This is a genomic window from Mesorhizobium sp. WSM4829 (assembly GCF_055811475.1).
This window is the reverse complement of sequence record NZ_JBVVQJ010000012.1, coordinates 1-14973: the sequence shown is the minus strand read 5'-3', so window position 1 is coordinate 14973 and position 14973 is coordinate 1. Positions and strand designations below refer to the sequence as shown.

The 14973-nt window shown below is 62.4% G+C and carries 13 protein-coding genes and 1 pseudogene; 7 read left to right on the top strand and 7 right to left on the bottom strand.

What is annotated here, in order from left to right:
- Positions 1-95 precede the first annotated feature (95 nt).
- The 7 genes and pseudogenes from AC0L17_RS13845 to AC0L17_RS13815 all read left to right on the top strand — a co-directional run bounded on the left by AC0L17_RS13845 (position 96) and on the right by AC0L17_RS13815 (position 6545).
- Positions 96-344, top strand: coding sequence for a ParB N-terminal domain-containing protein (locus AC0L17_RS13845; RefSeq protein WP_023798216.1), 249 nt, complete (start codon positions 96-98; stop codon positions 342-344).
- A gap of 133 nt (positions 345-477) precedes the next feature.
- A complete protein-coding gene (locus AC0L17_RS13840; RefSeq protein ID WP_473516236.1) occupies positions 478-963 on the top strand; it encodes an SRPBCC family protein in 486 nt (161 codons plus the stop codon).
- 26 nt (positions 964-989) lie between these two features.
- A pseudogene (locus AC0L17_RS13835) lies at positions 990-1941 on the top strand (alpha/beta fold hydrolase).
- Positions 1942-2128: 187 nt separating this feature from the next.
- Entirely contained in the window at positions 2129-2527 is a 399-nt protein-coding gene (locus tag AC0L17_RS13830) for a GFA family protein (protein ID WP_091591343.1), read from the top strand.
- Between the two features lie 184 nt (positions 2528-2711).
- Positions 2712-2960: a hypothetical protein gene (locus AC0L17_RS13825; RefSeq protein ID WP_091591341.1), complete on the top strand. Its 249-nt coding sequence runs from the start codon at positions 2712-2714 to the stop codon at positions 2958-2960.
- A gap of 218 nt (positions 2961-3178) precedes the next feature.
- A complete protein-coding gene (locus AC0L17_RS13820) occupies positions 3179-4195 on the top strand; it encodes a glycoside hydrolase family 25 protein (protein WP_473516235.1) in 1017 nt (338 codons plus the stop codon).
- Between the two features lie 151 nt (positions 4196-4346).
- Positions 4347-6545 carry an esterase-like activity of phytase family protein gene (locus AC0L17_RS13815; RefSeq protein ID WP_473516234.1) on the top strand — a complete coding sequence of 733 codons (2199 nt, stop codon included), beginning with the start codon at positions 4347-4349 and terminating at the stop codon, positions 6543-6545.
- 64 nt (positions 6546-6609) lie between these two features.
- Here the strand turns inward: AC0L17_RS13815 and AC0L17_RS13810 are convergent, their stop codons facing one another.
- The 7 genes from AC0L17_RS13810 to AC0L17_RS13780 form a co-directional block, all read right to left on the bottom strand.
- Positions 6610-6816, bottom strand: a complete 207-nt coding sequence (locus tag AC0L17_RS13810; protein WP_024504399.1) for a type II toxin-antitoxin system HicB family antitoxin — start codon at positions 6814-6816, stop codon at positions 6610-6612.
- A 4-nt stretch (positions 6817-6820) separates the two neighbouring features.
- Positions 6821-7021: a type II toxin-antitoxin system HicA family toxin gene (locus AC0L17_RS13805; RefSeq protein ID WP_473516233.1), complete on the bottom strand. Its 201-nt coding sequence runs from the start codon at positions 7019-7021 to the stop codon at positions 6821-6823.
- A gap of 6 nt (positions 7022-7027) precedes the next feature.
- Positions 7028-10795, bottom strand: a complete 3768-nt coding sequence (locus tag AC0L17_RS13800; protein WP_473516232.1) for a vitamin B12-dependent ribonucleotide reductase — start codon at positions 10793-10795, stop codon at positions 7028-7030.
- Between the two features lie 696 nt (positions 10796-11491).
- Positions 11492-11980, bottom strand: a complete 489-nt coding sequence (locus AC0L17_RS13795; protein WP_419696901.1) for an NUDIX hydrolase — start codon at positions 11978-11980, stop codon at positions 11492-11494.
- 235 nt (positions 11981-12215) lie between these two features.
- Entirely contained in the window at positions 12216-12716 is a 501-nt protein-coding gene (gene gpt / locus AC0L17_RS13790; RefSeq protein ID WP_023798205.1) for a xanthine phosphoribosyltransferase, read from the bottom strand.
- A gap of 144 nt (positions 12717-12860) precedes the next feature.
- A complete protein-coding gene (locus AC0L17_RS13785) occupies positions 12861-13694 on the bottom strand; it encodes a universal stress protein (RefSeq protein ID WP_473516231.1) in 834 nt (277 codons plus the stop codon).
- Positions 13695-13905: 211 nt separating this feature from the next.
- The gene (locus AC0L17_RS13780; protein ID WP_473516230.1) at positions 13906-14649 is read right to left on the bottom strand and encodes a competence/damage-inducible protein A; all 744 of its coding nucleotides are present in this window, start codon (positions 14647-14649) and stop codon (positions 13906-13908) included.
- Positions 14650-14973 lie beyond the last annotated feature (324 nt).

Below are 14973 nucleotides of genomic sequence, written 5' to 3'. Positions count from 1 at the left end.
ACGATCGGGCCAGCGATAGCTGACAGCCGGCCTTGGCCTTGCCTGTCAAACCGACTATCTCTCAAAAGGCGGCCTTTTCCGCCGCGGGAGCCGACATGCTGAGAGTGCAAAAGGTCAGGGTGGACGACATCTACGTGCCGACCGCGCGCAGGAAGACGCTGCATCCCGAGACCGTTCGGCATCTGGCCGAGGACATTCTGGAAAACGGCATGAAGACGCCGATCCAGGTGCGCCACGACGGCAAGCGCCATATCCTGGTTGAAGGCCTGCACCGGCTGGAAGCGGCAAAGTGGCTCGGCGAGACCGAGATCGAGGCCTATCTGGTGCAAGCCAAGCGCCACTAGGTTTACGCGTCCGCCGGAATCGGCCTGGCGAAGTTTTTCGCGAAACCGTGTCGGGCTGCGCGTTGCCCACTCGTCCTTGAGACGGAAACCGGCATTCAAGCCAACTCTTTAGCAAGCAAGTGAGGAGACCATCATGACGACCAAGCTCGACATCGCCCCCAGCTCCGACCGTGAACTGGTTCTCGCCCGCATCATCGATGCGCCGCGCGAGAACGTCTATCGCTGCTGGACCGAGCCGAAGCTCGTGACGCAATGGTTCGCGCCAAAGCCGTGGACGACGCCGCGCGCCGAAATGGACGTGCGCACCGGCGGCTCCAGCCTGGTTGTGATGGCCGGTCCCGACGGCAACGAATTCCCGAACCCCGGGGTCTTCCTCGAAGTCGTGCCGGGCAAAAAGATCGTTCTCACCGACGCCTACACAAAGGCCTGGGCGCCGTCCGAAAAGCCGTTCATGACGGTCGTGCTGACCTTTGAGGATGAGGGCGAGGGCAAGACCCGCTACATCGCCCGGGTTGCGCATTGGTCGGTCACTGACCGCGAAGAGCACGAGAAGATGGGCTTTCACGAGGGCTGGGGCCAGTGCGCCGACCAGCTCGAAGAAGTCGCCAGGCGGCTTTGATATCGGCGGGACGCAAGGAGACCGACATGTCCAGATCGATGTTTTTCGCCATTTTCGCCTCGGCCGCGGCGCTCTTCGCCGCGCCGGGCGCCAGCAATGCCGAGGACGTAAAGCCGTCCATGACCAGCGAAACGAAAGCCATGCCCAAGCCGGCGAAATCCGGCCTGCTGCCGATCAACGGCCTGAATTATTATTATGCCGTCTATGGCCGGGGCGAGCCGCTGCTTCTGCTGCATGGTGGTCTCGGCACCACAGACATGTTCGCGCCGATCCTGCCGAAGCTTGCCGAAAGCCGCACCGTCATCGGCGTCGACCTGCATGGTCACGGCGCACCGCGCTCGGCGATCGGCCGTTGAGCCTTGAGGCGATGGGCGACGACATGGCGGCGATCGTCAAGGCGCTCGGCTACGACAAAGTCGACGTCATGGGTTATTCGCTGGGCGGCGGCGTTGCCTTCCGCATGGCCGTCCAGCATCCCGAGACAGTGCGCCGGCTGGTGCTGGTCTCGACCGGCTATGCCTCGGACGGCTTCTATGCCGGCGTACTCAACAGGCGCAGGTCGGCGCCGCGATGGCCGACATGATGAAGGACACGCCGATGTACAAATCCTACGTGGCGGTCGCGCCGCACCCGCAGGATTTTCCAAAACTGCTCGACCAGCTCGGCACCCATATGCGCAAGGACTACGACTACTCCGCCGACGTGGCGAAGCTGAAGATGCCGGTCATGCTGGTGTTCGGCGACAGCGACATGTATCGTCCCGAGCACGAGATCAAGTTCTACCAGATGCTCGGCGGCGGGTTGAAGGACGCCGGCTGGATGCGCGAGAACCTGTCGCAGAACCGCCTGGCCATCCTGCCGAACCGCACCCACTACGACGTGTTTTTCGCACCGGAACTGGTGGCCGCGGCGCTGCCCTTCCTCAATGACGAGACCAAGGTCAAGTCCTGGGACGAGATCGTCAGAGAAACGGAATAACCACCTGACAACGGCCTGTCCGGCCCATATCCCGCGAGATGGCCGGCGACGCTCGTTGCGCATCGCGCCTGATCGCACGTTCGGCCTGCCGCATCACGCCAACAGATGGCGCCATCAATGCTTTTCAATTGACGCTCCTATCCCGGCAGCTACCTTCCTGCCAATCTTCAGAAAGAGGGCTAAGGCAATGGCGAAACATCAGGGTGGCTGCCTGTGCGGGGCAGTGCGCTACCGCACCGAGGCCGCGCCGATCAACGAGCGCGTCTGCCATTGCCGGCTTTGCCAGAAGGCGCTGGGCGCGGCCTTCAACGCCCGCGTGCTGTTCCGCATCGACGATGTGACCATTGACGGGCCGGTGGCGACTGTGAATTCCTCGCCCGATCTCAAGCGCGGCTTCTGCCCGGGCTGCGGCACGACGATATTTTCCCGGCGCGACTCCGCCGGCATCATCGGCATCACCTCCGGCTCGCTCGACGATCCTTCCATGTTCAAGCCGCAGATGCATATCTGGACTGCCTCGAAGCAGCCCTGGGTACAGCTCGACGACGGACTGCCGCAATATGAAGGCGCCCCACCGCCGAATTGAAGCACAGGCGAATTGAAGTACATGCGAACTGAAGCACAGGCGAACCGAAGCGCAGGCGAAATCAAGCACAAGGCGTGCCCAAATTTTTTCGTCCGGGACACGAGATAGTCGGCAAAGCGTCATTGGCGAGCCATCATTGCCGCCTATCTATTGCCTGCGGGTCGGCAGTCGAAGGAGGCGACGGATGAACGACAGAATTAACACCCTGGATGAGCTTTTGAGCGATCCGATGGTCAAGCTGGTGATGGAGCGTGACCGCGTGCAGCCGGCCGAGCTTCGCTCGCTGCTCGAAGAAAAGGTTCGCCGGGATGATGATGCGCCGGTCAATCCCGTCACCGATCGCCCCAACTCTGATCGCCTTGGCACCGACCGCTCCGTCCCGCCCGCTCATATGGTAGCCGAGAGCTGCCACAATCTATGGTTGTGCGGCTAGGCAGCGACCTGCTGGCGTCGCGATCCTTCGCGCCCTCTCGGTCCTGCAGCGTTTCCAGGCTCTCACCGCTACGGTGATAGAGCGAGCGCCTTGCCCAGCCCCTCTGCCCTAACAATTTGATTCAAACTTTGTTGGTAATTTCTTGTTAGTAATCCGGACTGGTTTGTCCGGCGGCGTTGTCTTGCCCTCGGTCTGTTGTGTTCTGCGTACAGGTCCAGATGCGGTTATCAGGCGTCGTCATCTTCTCGATCGCGTCACTTTGCCTTGCCGGCTGCACGTCCACGTCCGGCGTCGACGCGCTGCAAGTGCCGTCCAGCGAGACGACCAGTTCGGTTGTGCGGCCGCCCGCGCCGGTGGCGTCGGTCGGCGCTGCCGATGTCGAACCCGACTTCGGGCCGGAGGAGGCGACGGAGCAGACTGTGGCGATGGCCACTCCGGAGCCTGCCGAAAGCATCGAGCCACCCGTCGAGCCGATTGCCTTGGTGGCGCCGAAGCGGCTGGCACGGGCAGCACCGATCCTTGCCGAACCGGTCCAGCGCTATCGTTTCCGTGACGCCAAGCCGATCAATTTCGGCAGGGCATCGCCCAGACACCTCGCCGTTCACGGCGTCGACGTCTCGCGCTGGCAAGGCAACGTGAACTGGGCGAAGCTGCGCGCGCAGGGCGCGAACTTCGCCTACATCAAGGCGACCGACGGCGGCGATCACCTCGACCCGATGTTCAGGAAGAACTGGCGCAATGCCGACGCCGCCGGCCTCAAGCGCGGCGCCTATCACTTCTTCTACTGGTGCCGCACCGCTAGTGAGCAGGCTGACTGGTTCATCCGCAACGTGCCGAGGGTCGAGGGCGCCTTGCCGCCGGTGATCGATGTCGAGTGGAACGGCGAATCCAGCTGCAAGCGGCGGCCGTCGCGGCAAAAGGTGCTGGAGAAGATGCAGGTGTTCATGGACAAGCTCGAGCGCCACTACGGCCAGCGGCCCATCATCTACACCGCGCCTGATTTCTACCGCGACAATCTCAGAGGCGCATTTCTGGACTATCCATTCTGGCTGCGCGCGGTGGCACAGCACCCGTCAAAGGTCTATCCCGGCCGCAAATGGGTGTTCTGGCAGTATTCCGGCTCCGGCCTGTCGCATGGGGTGAGGGGCCGCATCGACCTCAACGTCTTCCACGGCGACGAGAGAGCCTGGCGGAACTGGGCTGGCGGGCGGCAGATGGTGGCCGAGGCGGAGTAGGCGGCCGAGGAAAGCGCCCATTCGCAGGCCAGCATGAGGTGAATATTGACGGACCTGGCCGCCTGTCGCGGAAGTGTCATCGATTCGTCATCGCTTTGAAATGTCGTTCCCGCAAATCAGGTGGCTTCCATTAGAACAGGAGACGCCACCCGTGCCCCGCCATTCCGCGCTTTTCGTCCTGACGGCAGCGCTTGCTGCCTCGGTTTCGCTGCCGGCCCATGCCGACATGATGTTCAACCGGGTCGCTAGCTTCGCGGTGGCCGGAAACCTCCCGGCGGATGTCGAGAAGACCACGCCGACTTCGTCCGAGATCATCACGGCGAGCGAAGACGGCATGACGCTGGTTTATTCCGATAGCCCGCTCGGTGCGGTCGGCTTCATCGACATCGCCGATCCCAAGGCGCCCAAGGCCGGCGGCATCGTCAAGATATCAGGCGAGCCGACCTCGGTTGTGGTCATCGGCGGCAAGGTGCTGGCCGGCGTCAACACGTCGGAAAGCAAAGCCAGGCCTTCGGGCAACCTCACCGTTATCGATCTTGCCTCCAAGGCGATCGAAAGCACCTGCGACCTCGGCGGCCAGCCGGACTCGCTGGCGTTCAGCGAGGACGGCAAGTTTTTGGCCATCGCCATCGAGAACGAGCGCGACGAGGATCTGAACGACGGAGAAATTCCGCAGATGCCGGCCGGCGACCTCAGGATTTTCACGCTTGCCGAAGGCCAGCCTGATTGCGCGACGATGAAGACCGTCAACCTGGCGGGCATTGCCGAAGTCGCTGGGGAAGATCCCGAGCCGGAATTCGTCGCCTTCAACGAGGCCGGCGAGATAGCGGTCACGCTGCAGGAAAATAACCACATCGCCATCGTCAACGCCGAAACCGCCGCGATCGTCACGCACTTCTCCGCAGGTTCGGCCACTCTGGACAAGATCGACACCAGGAAGAACGGCGCCTTGTCCTTCGATGGCAAGATCGAAAATGTCGCGCGCGAGCCCGACGCCGTGAAATGGTTCGACAATGACCGCCTCGCCGTCGCCAACGAAGGCGACTACAAGGGCGGCTCGCGCGGTTTCACGATCTTCAGCAAGAAGGGCGAAGTGCTCTACGAATCCGGTTCGTCGTTCGAGTACCAGGTCGCCAATGCCGGCCATTATCCCGACGACCGCAACAAGAAGGGCGTCGAGCCGGAAGGTCTTGAGACCGGCACGTTCGGCGAGGACAGTCTGCTGTTCGTCGCTTCGGAGCGTGGCTCCGTTGTCGGCGTCTACAAGGACACGGGTGCGGAGCCTCGGTTTGTCCAGATCCTGCCGTCCGGCATCGGCCCGGAAGGCCTGGTCGCGATCCCGTCGCGCAATCTCCTGGTCACCGCCAACGAGGCCGACCTGGTCGAGGACGGGCTCGCCCGCTCGCACGTGATGATCTACGAGCGCTCCGAGGGTCCCGCCACTTACCCGATGATCACGGCAAAGCCCACGGCAGACGGCACGCCGCTCGGCTGGGGCGCGCTTTCGGCGCTCGCGGCCGGCGACACTGCCGGCAAGCTGTTCGCTGCCTCGGACTCGTTCTACGCCAACGCGCCCTCGATCTTCGAGATCGATGCCACCCAGACGCCGGCGCTGATCAGCGGCAAGACCATCGTCACGCGTGATGGCCATCCTGCACAGAAGCTCGACATCGAGGGTCTTGTCGCCGACGGTGAAGGCGGCTTCTGGCTGGCCAATGAAGGCGATCCGGCAAAGCTCGTCCCGCACGCCATCCTGCGCGTCGACGACAAGGGCGTCATCAAGCAGGAAATCGGCTTCCCGATGGAGCTGCTCGCCCACCAGAGCCGCTTCGGTCTCGAAGGCATCACCGCGATCGGCGAAGGCGACGACCTGACGCTGGTGATGGCTGTCCAGCGCGAATGGGCCGACGATCCGAAGGGCCAGGTCAAGCTCTTGGCCTACAAGCCCAAGGCCAAGGAATGGTCGGCGGTGCGCTACCCGCTCGAAGCGACCGAAGCTGGCTGGATGGGCCTGTCGGAGATCACCACGCATGACGGCAAGCTCTACATCCTCGAACGCGACAACCAGATCGGCGACCTGGCCAAGGTGAAGCGCATCTATTCGGTGGCGCTCGACGCCTTCAAACCGGCCAAGCTCGGTGGCGACCTGCCGTTGGTCGAAAAGACGCTGGTGCGCGACATCGTCGGCGACCTGAAATCAGCCACCAACGGCTATGTCATCGACAAGGTCGAAGGGTTCACCATCGACAAGAACGGCGACATCTTCATCGCCACCGACAATGACGGCGTCGATGATTCTTCCGGCGAAACCCTGTTTTTACGCCTGGGCAACATCAGCGCCGTGAACTGAGGGTGGAGCAGTTCTCCCTTCTCCCCTCGTGGGCCCACAAGGGGAGAAGGGAAGTGCCCGGTTGTTACGCCTCTACATATTCCGCCAGGCTCACACCTTTGGGCACATCCAGCCCATCGGCACGCAAGCCTTCGATATGAAAGCGTATAGCGTCGCGAATTTCGGTTTCCACCTCAGGTACCGTTGCACCGGTCGCGATGCAGCCAGGCAGGTCCGGCACGTAAGCGGAAAAATTGTTTCCGGCTTTTTCGATCACCACCGCGTAACGCATGTCATCACTCCTTTAAACCGGACTGCTTGAGGATGCTATTCAGTGTTCCCGGTGCAACCTCGTCAGACGGCTTGCCGGCCACCGTGACGCGGCCGGCTTTGATTTCATGCTTATATTGGCGATGACTGCCTTTAGTTGCAACCAGATACCAGCCGTCGGTTTCCAGCAGGCGAATGACTTCGCGGACCGTAAGCCGAGGCGGCATCGGTCCTCAGCTACATCCGCTCGTCGAGCCGCAGGTGTCGCACTTCTCGCACGTGCCGTTCCGCACCATCGTGAAATTGTGGCATTCGGAGCATTCGTTGCCGGTGTAGCCCTGCATCAGGGATTGCTGACGCCTTGTAGCGGCAAGCGCCTTGGCCTCGGCCGCTTCTTTCGCGGCCTCGTCGGTGAACAGCCCAGTCGGGTCGGTTGCCTCCTCGTAGGCAATGTCCTCGACCAGTTCCTTCGCCCGCTCCTCGTAGTCTCGCTTATAGGCGATGGCTTCGTCGCTGGCCGGCTTCAGCGTCAGCACGTTGGAGCCTGAGAACGCCGTCGGCACCGAGCGAGTGGGGGCGGGAGAGGGACTTGAACCGCCAAAGCCCTTGGGGTCGGCACCCATGCCCGACACCAGCTTGACCGGCGAGACGCCGCGGGTCAGCCCCTTCGAGAACGGCGTCGCCTTGCCTTCGTTGATGCCGCGGCCGAGTGCGGTCTTGTCGAAATCCGACTGGTCGACATGGGCGAGGTCGTGGCGGGCAAGATAGGACACGGCAAGCTCGCGGAACACGTAGTCGAGGATCGACGTGGCGTTCTTGATCGCGTCGTTGCCCTGCACCATACCGGCCGGCTCGAATTTGGTGAAGGTGAAGGCTTCGACATATTCCTCGAGCGGCACGCCATATTGCAGGCCGAGCGAGATGGCGATGGCGAAATTGTTCATCATCGCCCGGAAGGCCGCACCTTCCTTGTGCATGTCGATGAAGATCTCGCCGAGGCGACCGTCGTCGAATTCGCCGGTGCGCAGATAGACCTTGTGGCCGCCGACGACCGCTTTCTGGGTATAGCCCTTGCGGCGGTTCGGCAGCTTTTCGCGGTCGCGATAGAGGCGTTCGACGACGCGTTCAACGATCTTTTCGGTCACCTGCACGGCGCGCTGTGAAGCCGGTGCTGCGATCAGCTGCTCGACGGCATCGTCCTCGTCGTCTTCGACGTCGGCAAGCAGCGAGGCGTTGAGCGGCTGCGAGAGTTTCGAGCCGTCGCGATAGAGCGCGTTGGCCTTCAGCGCCAGCTTCCACGACAGCATGTAGGCGCCCTTGGCGTCTTCCACCGTCGCGTCGTTCGGCATGTTGATGGTCTTGGAAATGGCGCCGGAGATGAAGGGCTGCGCTGCCGCCATCATCTGGATGTGGCTGTTGATGGACAGTGAACGCTTGCCGATCTTGCCGCACGGGCTGGCGCAGTCGAACACCGGCAGATGTTGGTCTTTCAGAAATGGTGCTCCCTCGAGGGTCATCGCACCGCAGACATGGATGTTGGCGGCCTCGATGTCCTTCTTCGAGAAGCCGAGCGCCGGCAGCATCTCGAACGAGAAATCGTTGAGCTGCTCGTCGGTGAAGCCAAACGTCTCCTTCACCCAGTCGGCACCCAGCGTCCACTGGTTGAAGACGAACTTGATGTCGAAGGCCGACTTCAACGCTGCATTGAGCGCCGCGATCTTGTCGTCGGTAAAACCCTTTGCCCTGAGCGAGCCGGGGTTGATGGCAGGCGCCTGGTTGAGGTTGCCGTGGCCGACGGCATAGGCCTCGATCTCGGCGATCTGGCTTTCCGAATAGCCGAGCGTGCGCAGCGCTTCAGGGACGGCGCGGTTGATGATCTTGAAATAGCCGCCGCCGGCCAGCTTCTTGAATTTCACCAGTGCGAAATCGGGCTCGATGCCGGTGGTGTCGCAATCCATGACCAGGCCGATCGTGCCGGTCGGCGCGATCACGGTCGCCTGCGCATTGCGGTAGCCATGCTCCTCGCCGAGCTCGATGGCGCGGTCCCAGGCAGCCTTGGCATGGGCGGCAAGCTCCGGCTGCTTCAGGTCGGAGGCGACCAGCGGCACCGGGTTGACGGCGAGTTTCTCGTAGCCGTCCTTGTCGCCATAGGCGGCACGGCGATGGTTGCGCATGACACGCAGCATGTTCTGGGCATTGCGGTCGTAATCGGGGAAGGCGCCGAGCTCGGCGGCCATTTCGGCCGAGGTGGCATAGGCCGTGCCGGTCATGATTGCGGTGAGCGCTGCGCAGATGGCGCGGCCTTCGTCGGAATCATAGGGAATGCCCGAGGTCATCAGCAGGCCGCCAATATTGGCGTAGCCGAGGCCGAGCGTGCGGTATTCGTAGGAGAGCTTGGCGATCTCCTTCGACGGGAACTGCGCCATCATCACGGAAATTTCCAGCACCATGGTCCACAGCCGAACCGTGTGCTCGTAGGCAGCGATGTCGATGGTGCCGTCGGCGTTGCGATAGGGCAGCAGGTTGATCGAGGCCAGGTTGCAGGCGGTGTCGTCGAGGAACATGTATTCCGAGCACGGGTTGGACGCCCGGATCGCACCGGCCGCGGCGCAGGTGTGCCAGTCGTTCATCGTCGTGTTGAAGTGCAGGCCCGGATCGGCCGACGCCCAGGCGGCATAGCCGATCTTCTCCCACAGATCCCTGGCCTTCAGCGTCTTCATCACCTTGCCGTCCTTGCGGGCGGTGAGGTGCCAGTCGCCGTCCTGCTCTACGGCGCGCAGGAAATCGTCCTTCAGCGAGACCGAATTGTTGGAGTTCTGGCCCGAAACGGTGAGGTAGGCGTCCGAATCCCAGTCGGTGTCGTAGGTCTTGAACGACATCGAGGTGTAGCCCTGCCTGGCGAACTGGATGACGCGGTAGATATAATTCTCCGGCACCCCGTCCTTCTTGGCCAGCTTGATCTCACGCTTCAGCGCGGTGTTGATCGCCGGGTCGAAGCAATCGTCGTCCTGGCCTTCGCAGTTGATGCAGGCCTTCATGATCGCTTCGAGGTGCTTCTTGACGATCTTCGAGCCGGTGACCAGCGAGGCGACCTTCTGCTCCTCATTGACCTTCCAGTCGATGAATTCCTCGATATCGGGATGGTCGACGTCGACGATGACCATCTTTGCAGCGCGGCGCGTCGTGCCGCCCGACTTGATGGCGCCCGCCGCGCGGTCGCCGATCTTGAGGAAGCTCATCAGGCCGGACGAGCGGCCGCCGCCGGACAGTTTTTCGCCTTCGCCGCGCAGGAACGAGAAGTTGGAGCCGGTGCCGGAGCCGTATTTGAACAGACGCGCTTCACGCACCCACAAATCCATGATGCCGCCTTCGTTGACGAGATCGTCCTGCACGCCCTGGATGAAGCAGGCATGCGGCTGCGGATGCTCGTAGGAAGACTTCGACTTGGTCAGCTTGCCGTTGAACGGGTCGACATAGAAGTGGCCCTGGCTCGGGCCGTCGATGCCGTAGGCCCAGTGCAGGCCGGTGTTGAACCATTGCGGCGAGTTCGGCGCAACGCGCTGGGTGGCCAGCATATAGGCGAGCTCGTCGCGGAAGGCGCGCGCGTCTTCCTCCGACTTGAAGTAGCCGCCCTTCCAGCCCCAATAGGTCCAGGTGCCGGCAAGACGGTCGAAAACCTGGCGGGCGTCGATCTCGGAGCCGTAGCGCTCGGCCTCCGGCAGCTTTGCCAGCTCGGCCTCGTCGGCGACGGAGCGCCACAGGAAGGAGGGAACGTCGTTCTCCTCGACCTTCTTCAGCCGTGCCGGCACGCCGGCCTTGCGGAAATATTTCTGCGCCAGGATGTCGGCGGCAACCTGGCTGAACTGCGCCGGCACATCGATATTGTCCAAGCGGAACACCACCGAGCCATCCGGATTCTTGATCTCCGAAAGCGCCTTGCGGAATTCGATCTCCGAATAAGCAGACTGCCCTTGCTTGGTGAAACGACGCTCGATGCGCATTGGTCCTATCCCTTTGTGTCTAGATATAGCGCCTTTCCCAGGGGATTTCTGCCCCATTGCGAAACGCGCATGTCCGCCGTCTGCCGGCGTTCCAAAACGGCCGGCTCCCTTTCACGAGGCTCCGCCCGCCCTGCTGGTCGAACTCCTTGCGAAGTAGTCGTCCAACGCGCCGACGGACCCTGCGGGTCCCTCAAGACTGAAACTTTTTTGCGACTCCCTCAATCGAGGGAACTTCACACTATCTAGCGTCGAACCTACCTGCAAACACTAAATATAGTATTAACAGACAATTTATTCCAGTCCGACATTTTTCCCTTTTCGTCCCCCAAAGACCCCACAATCCCGACGCCTCCGCCGGCCCCTAGCCAGGCGGAAATGCGGCCAAACGCACATAATCCGGGAAAAAAGACCGGGCTCAAAACTTTCCGGTCGCACTCTCAACAGGAGCGCATGGCCTATAAAAGGCGACTCGTTTTGCGCCGTCAAGGATTCGTTTGCGTAGCTTTTGTGACCCCAACATCTTGTGTGTCACATATGTGGATAACGGGGATAGAAGTGGCCCGCAGGATTTTCGATTTTACCCACGTGCAGGCCATCAGCCGGACAACGCATGCCAAAGCTGGAGTGGCCAAATCGATTCCCTTTGCCAAAGAACATCGCCGGTGATGCGGCTTTGGCCGGTGAGTCTATGCTTGCTCAGGAGAACTGGTGCGGGTCGGCGCAGAAATAGGCGATGATCTGGCCAAGGTCCGGCTCGTTGACCATGCGCACGGCCTCGGCGGGGCTGACCCATTTGCGGGTGCGCGACCGCTTTTCCTTCCACCGGTCGGCGATCTTGTCGACCCGCAGCGGAAACACCAGGACTTCGCAAGGCACTTCCTCGCCGGAAGCCAATGCCTTGGCATAGAAGTAGCGGCCGGCTTCGTGGTGGGAGACCGTGCCGCGCAGTCCGGCTTCCTCGCCGGCCTCGCGCGCCGCCGCTTCGCAAAGCAGTTCCTTGGCCTCGGGCCAGCCCTTGGGAAGCACCCAGCGACCGGTATCGCGGCTGGTGATCAGCATGATCTCGACGCCATGGCCGGTATCGCGCCAGGGCAACGCTGCAACCTGCAGGCGGCACGGCGCTGCGCCGAAGAGCCGCTGGACCCTTTCGGCCAAATGGTTGTGCGTTACTGGCCTCGTCAACATCGGAGAAGCTTGCCCCAGCCTCCAGAATCACTTGTCGTCTCGTGAATCTTACGGCTAATCATAAGCAATAAAAGTAAAAAACCTCATACGCACGAGTTAACCACACACGAGACGTCGATTCAGGAATATCGTGCGCCGCGGCACTCTTTCAAGAAGTGCCTTGCCGGCAAGAGGTGTGCTCGCCGGCAAGCAGTGCCCGCCGGCACGTTCCGGAAGAAAAAGCAGATGCCGCGAATCAGCCGGCGTGGTCGTCGGCGATCGGCTTCTGGTAGGTGAAGCCCATGTCCCACGGAAAATAGATCCAGGTGTCCTGGCTGACCTCGGTGACGAAGGTGTCGACCAGCGGCCTGCCTTTCGGCTTGGCGTAGACGGTGGCGAAATGCGCCTTCGGCATCATGGCGCGGACGATGCCCGCGGTCTTGCCGGTGTCGGTGAGGTCGTCGATGATCAATACGCCGGCGCCGTCGTCGGCGAGCAGTGCCGGCGTCACCTCCTTCAGCACCTGCAACTGCCCCTGGCTGGCATAGTCGTGATAGGAGGCGACGCAAACCGTCTCGATCACCCGGATGCCGAGTTCACGCGAGATGATGGCGGCCGGAACCAGGCCGCCGCGGGTGATGCAGACGATCGCCTTCCATTGGCCTTTGTTGGCGCCGGCAAGCCGCCAGGCGAGCGCGCGCGCGTCGCGGTGGAACTGATCCCACGAGACGGGAAAGGCCTTTTCGGGAAGGGACATTTTTCGCGCACTCCGCAGCGCACGAAAAACCGCGCGCAGACATTTGAGGGAATGCGCGCGGAATTAACTGGAAAGCCTAGGCGTTGGCAAGGGCGGCGGCAAGCGATCCCTATGGACTTGCCGCGTGTGGACTTGCCGCTTGATTTACCGCGACAGGAAAGCTGCCACCGGCAGGGTGCGCAGCACCGTGCGGGTGACGCCGCCGAACAGCAGCTGGCGCAGCCAGGAATGGCTGTAGGCGCCGAGCACGAGCAGGTCGGCGCCGGTTTCGGCAACCCTGGTCTGGATCACCTCGTCGACCGAGTGGCCGGCCGATTGCAGCACCGAGACGCTGACCGTGGCGCCATGCCTGGACAGGGCGGCGGCGATTTCGGCGCCGGCCGCCTCCGGCGCCTCGTCGAGCGTATCCGGCGGGTCGATGACGACAATATCGGTTTTTTCGGCCTCGATGATGAAGGGCAGGGCGTCGACGGCGGCGCGCGCCGCCTCCTTGCTGCCGTTCCAGGCGAGCAGCACATGCTTGAAGCTGGCGATGAGCGGGCCTGAGTGCGGCACGACCAGCACCGGCCGGCCGGCGTCATAGACCAGTGTGTCGACATCGGCGTTTTGATCGCCGCCCGACTCGCGCTGCGCGGCGATGATCAGGTCCGCGGTGCGAACGGTCGGGATGCCCGTCAGCGCGCTGTCTCCGGAAAAGCTCTCAAGGCTGCGCCACTCGAAGGACAGGCCGGACTCTTCGACATGGCTGAGGAAAACCGCCCGCAATTTTTCCGCGCGTTCCTTGTTCATGTCGGCCGAAACCTGCAGGAACTCGGTGTCGGGAAAGCCTGTGGCCGAAGTGTAGGGGACGGGAAGCGCTTCGGCATGGATGCCGATGAGATGGCTCTCGAACTTGTCGGCAAGCGGAATGGCGCATTCGAGCACGCGCTCCGCGTCCTGTTCGTTCTGCAGTATGGCGACGATGGTCTTGAATCGCATGGTAACCCCTCAATTCACGGGCGATCGAAACTCGCCCGCATGAAACGTCACTGCACTATGCTTGGTTCCGGCTAACCCGGATACGGGCTAATGCATGTCCCCAAAAGTATACTTTGGGCACGAGGGTGCGCAGCGGATTTGGGATCGCGCCATACAGACAAGAAAGTTAAAGCGCGTCGCATGGATCGTCTCAGACGCGACGCGCTTTAGATCAGCTGGCCGCGCTGCTGAGGCCTGCGACCATCGCTTCGACATCGGCGCGGGCGGCGTCCAGCGCTTGCTGGCTGCGGGCACGGACGACCAGCTCGGTCCAGAACTTGCCGTCGCCATATTTCGGGTAGGAGCCGATGATCGTGTCCGGGTGCGCCTTCTGGATGTCGCCCAGCGGTCCGCCGACTAGGCCTTCGCCGAACGGACAGTGCACCGTGGCCGACAGCATTTTGGTGCCGCCCTTTAGCGTCGGCACGACATTGTCGAGCATCGCCTGGAATATCGCCGGCACGCCGGCCATGACATGGACGTTGCCGATGCGAAAGCCCGGCGCGATCGACACCGGATTGTCGATATGGTCGGCACCGCGCGGCATCCGCGCCATGCGCTTGCGCGCCTCGGTGTATTCGATGCCGCGCGCCGCGTAGCTCGCTTCCAGCATGGCATAGGCTTTGGCGTCGTAGTCGCAGGGCACGCCGAAGGCGTTGGCAATGGCATCCGCGGTGATGTCGTCATGCGTCGGGCCGATGCCGCCGGTGGTGAAGACATAGGTATAGCGAGCACGCAGGGCGTTCACCGCGGCGACGATCTCGTCTTCCTCGTCGGCAACGATGCGCACCTCCTTCAGGTCGATGCCGATCGCCGTCATGATATCGGCGAGGTGGCCGATATTCTTGTCCTTGGTGCGACCGGACAGAATCTCGTCGCCGATGACGAGCATGGCGGCGGTGACGATTTCGGGCATTGGCAGGCTCCGGCAAAAGGTCAGTTGAGGCAGACAAGGTCGCCCGAGGCAGACAAAGTCGCCTGGGCAGACAGGGTCGCCTGAGATAACGCGGCGGGTGGTTGGCGGCAATGCGCCTCTTCTTCCTTCTCCCCTTCTTGTGGGAGAAGGTGGATCGGCGCGCAGCGCCGAGACGGTTGAGGGGTGTTGGCCGGAGTGCTGTTGGTGCCAAGCTGGAACACCCCTCATCCGACCGAGCTTCGCTCGGCCACCTTCTCCCACAAGGGTGTTTGGACCGGAGACATCGCGAACAGGTGTGCGAGGACATCGCGAACAGTTTTGCGC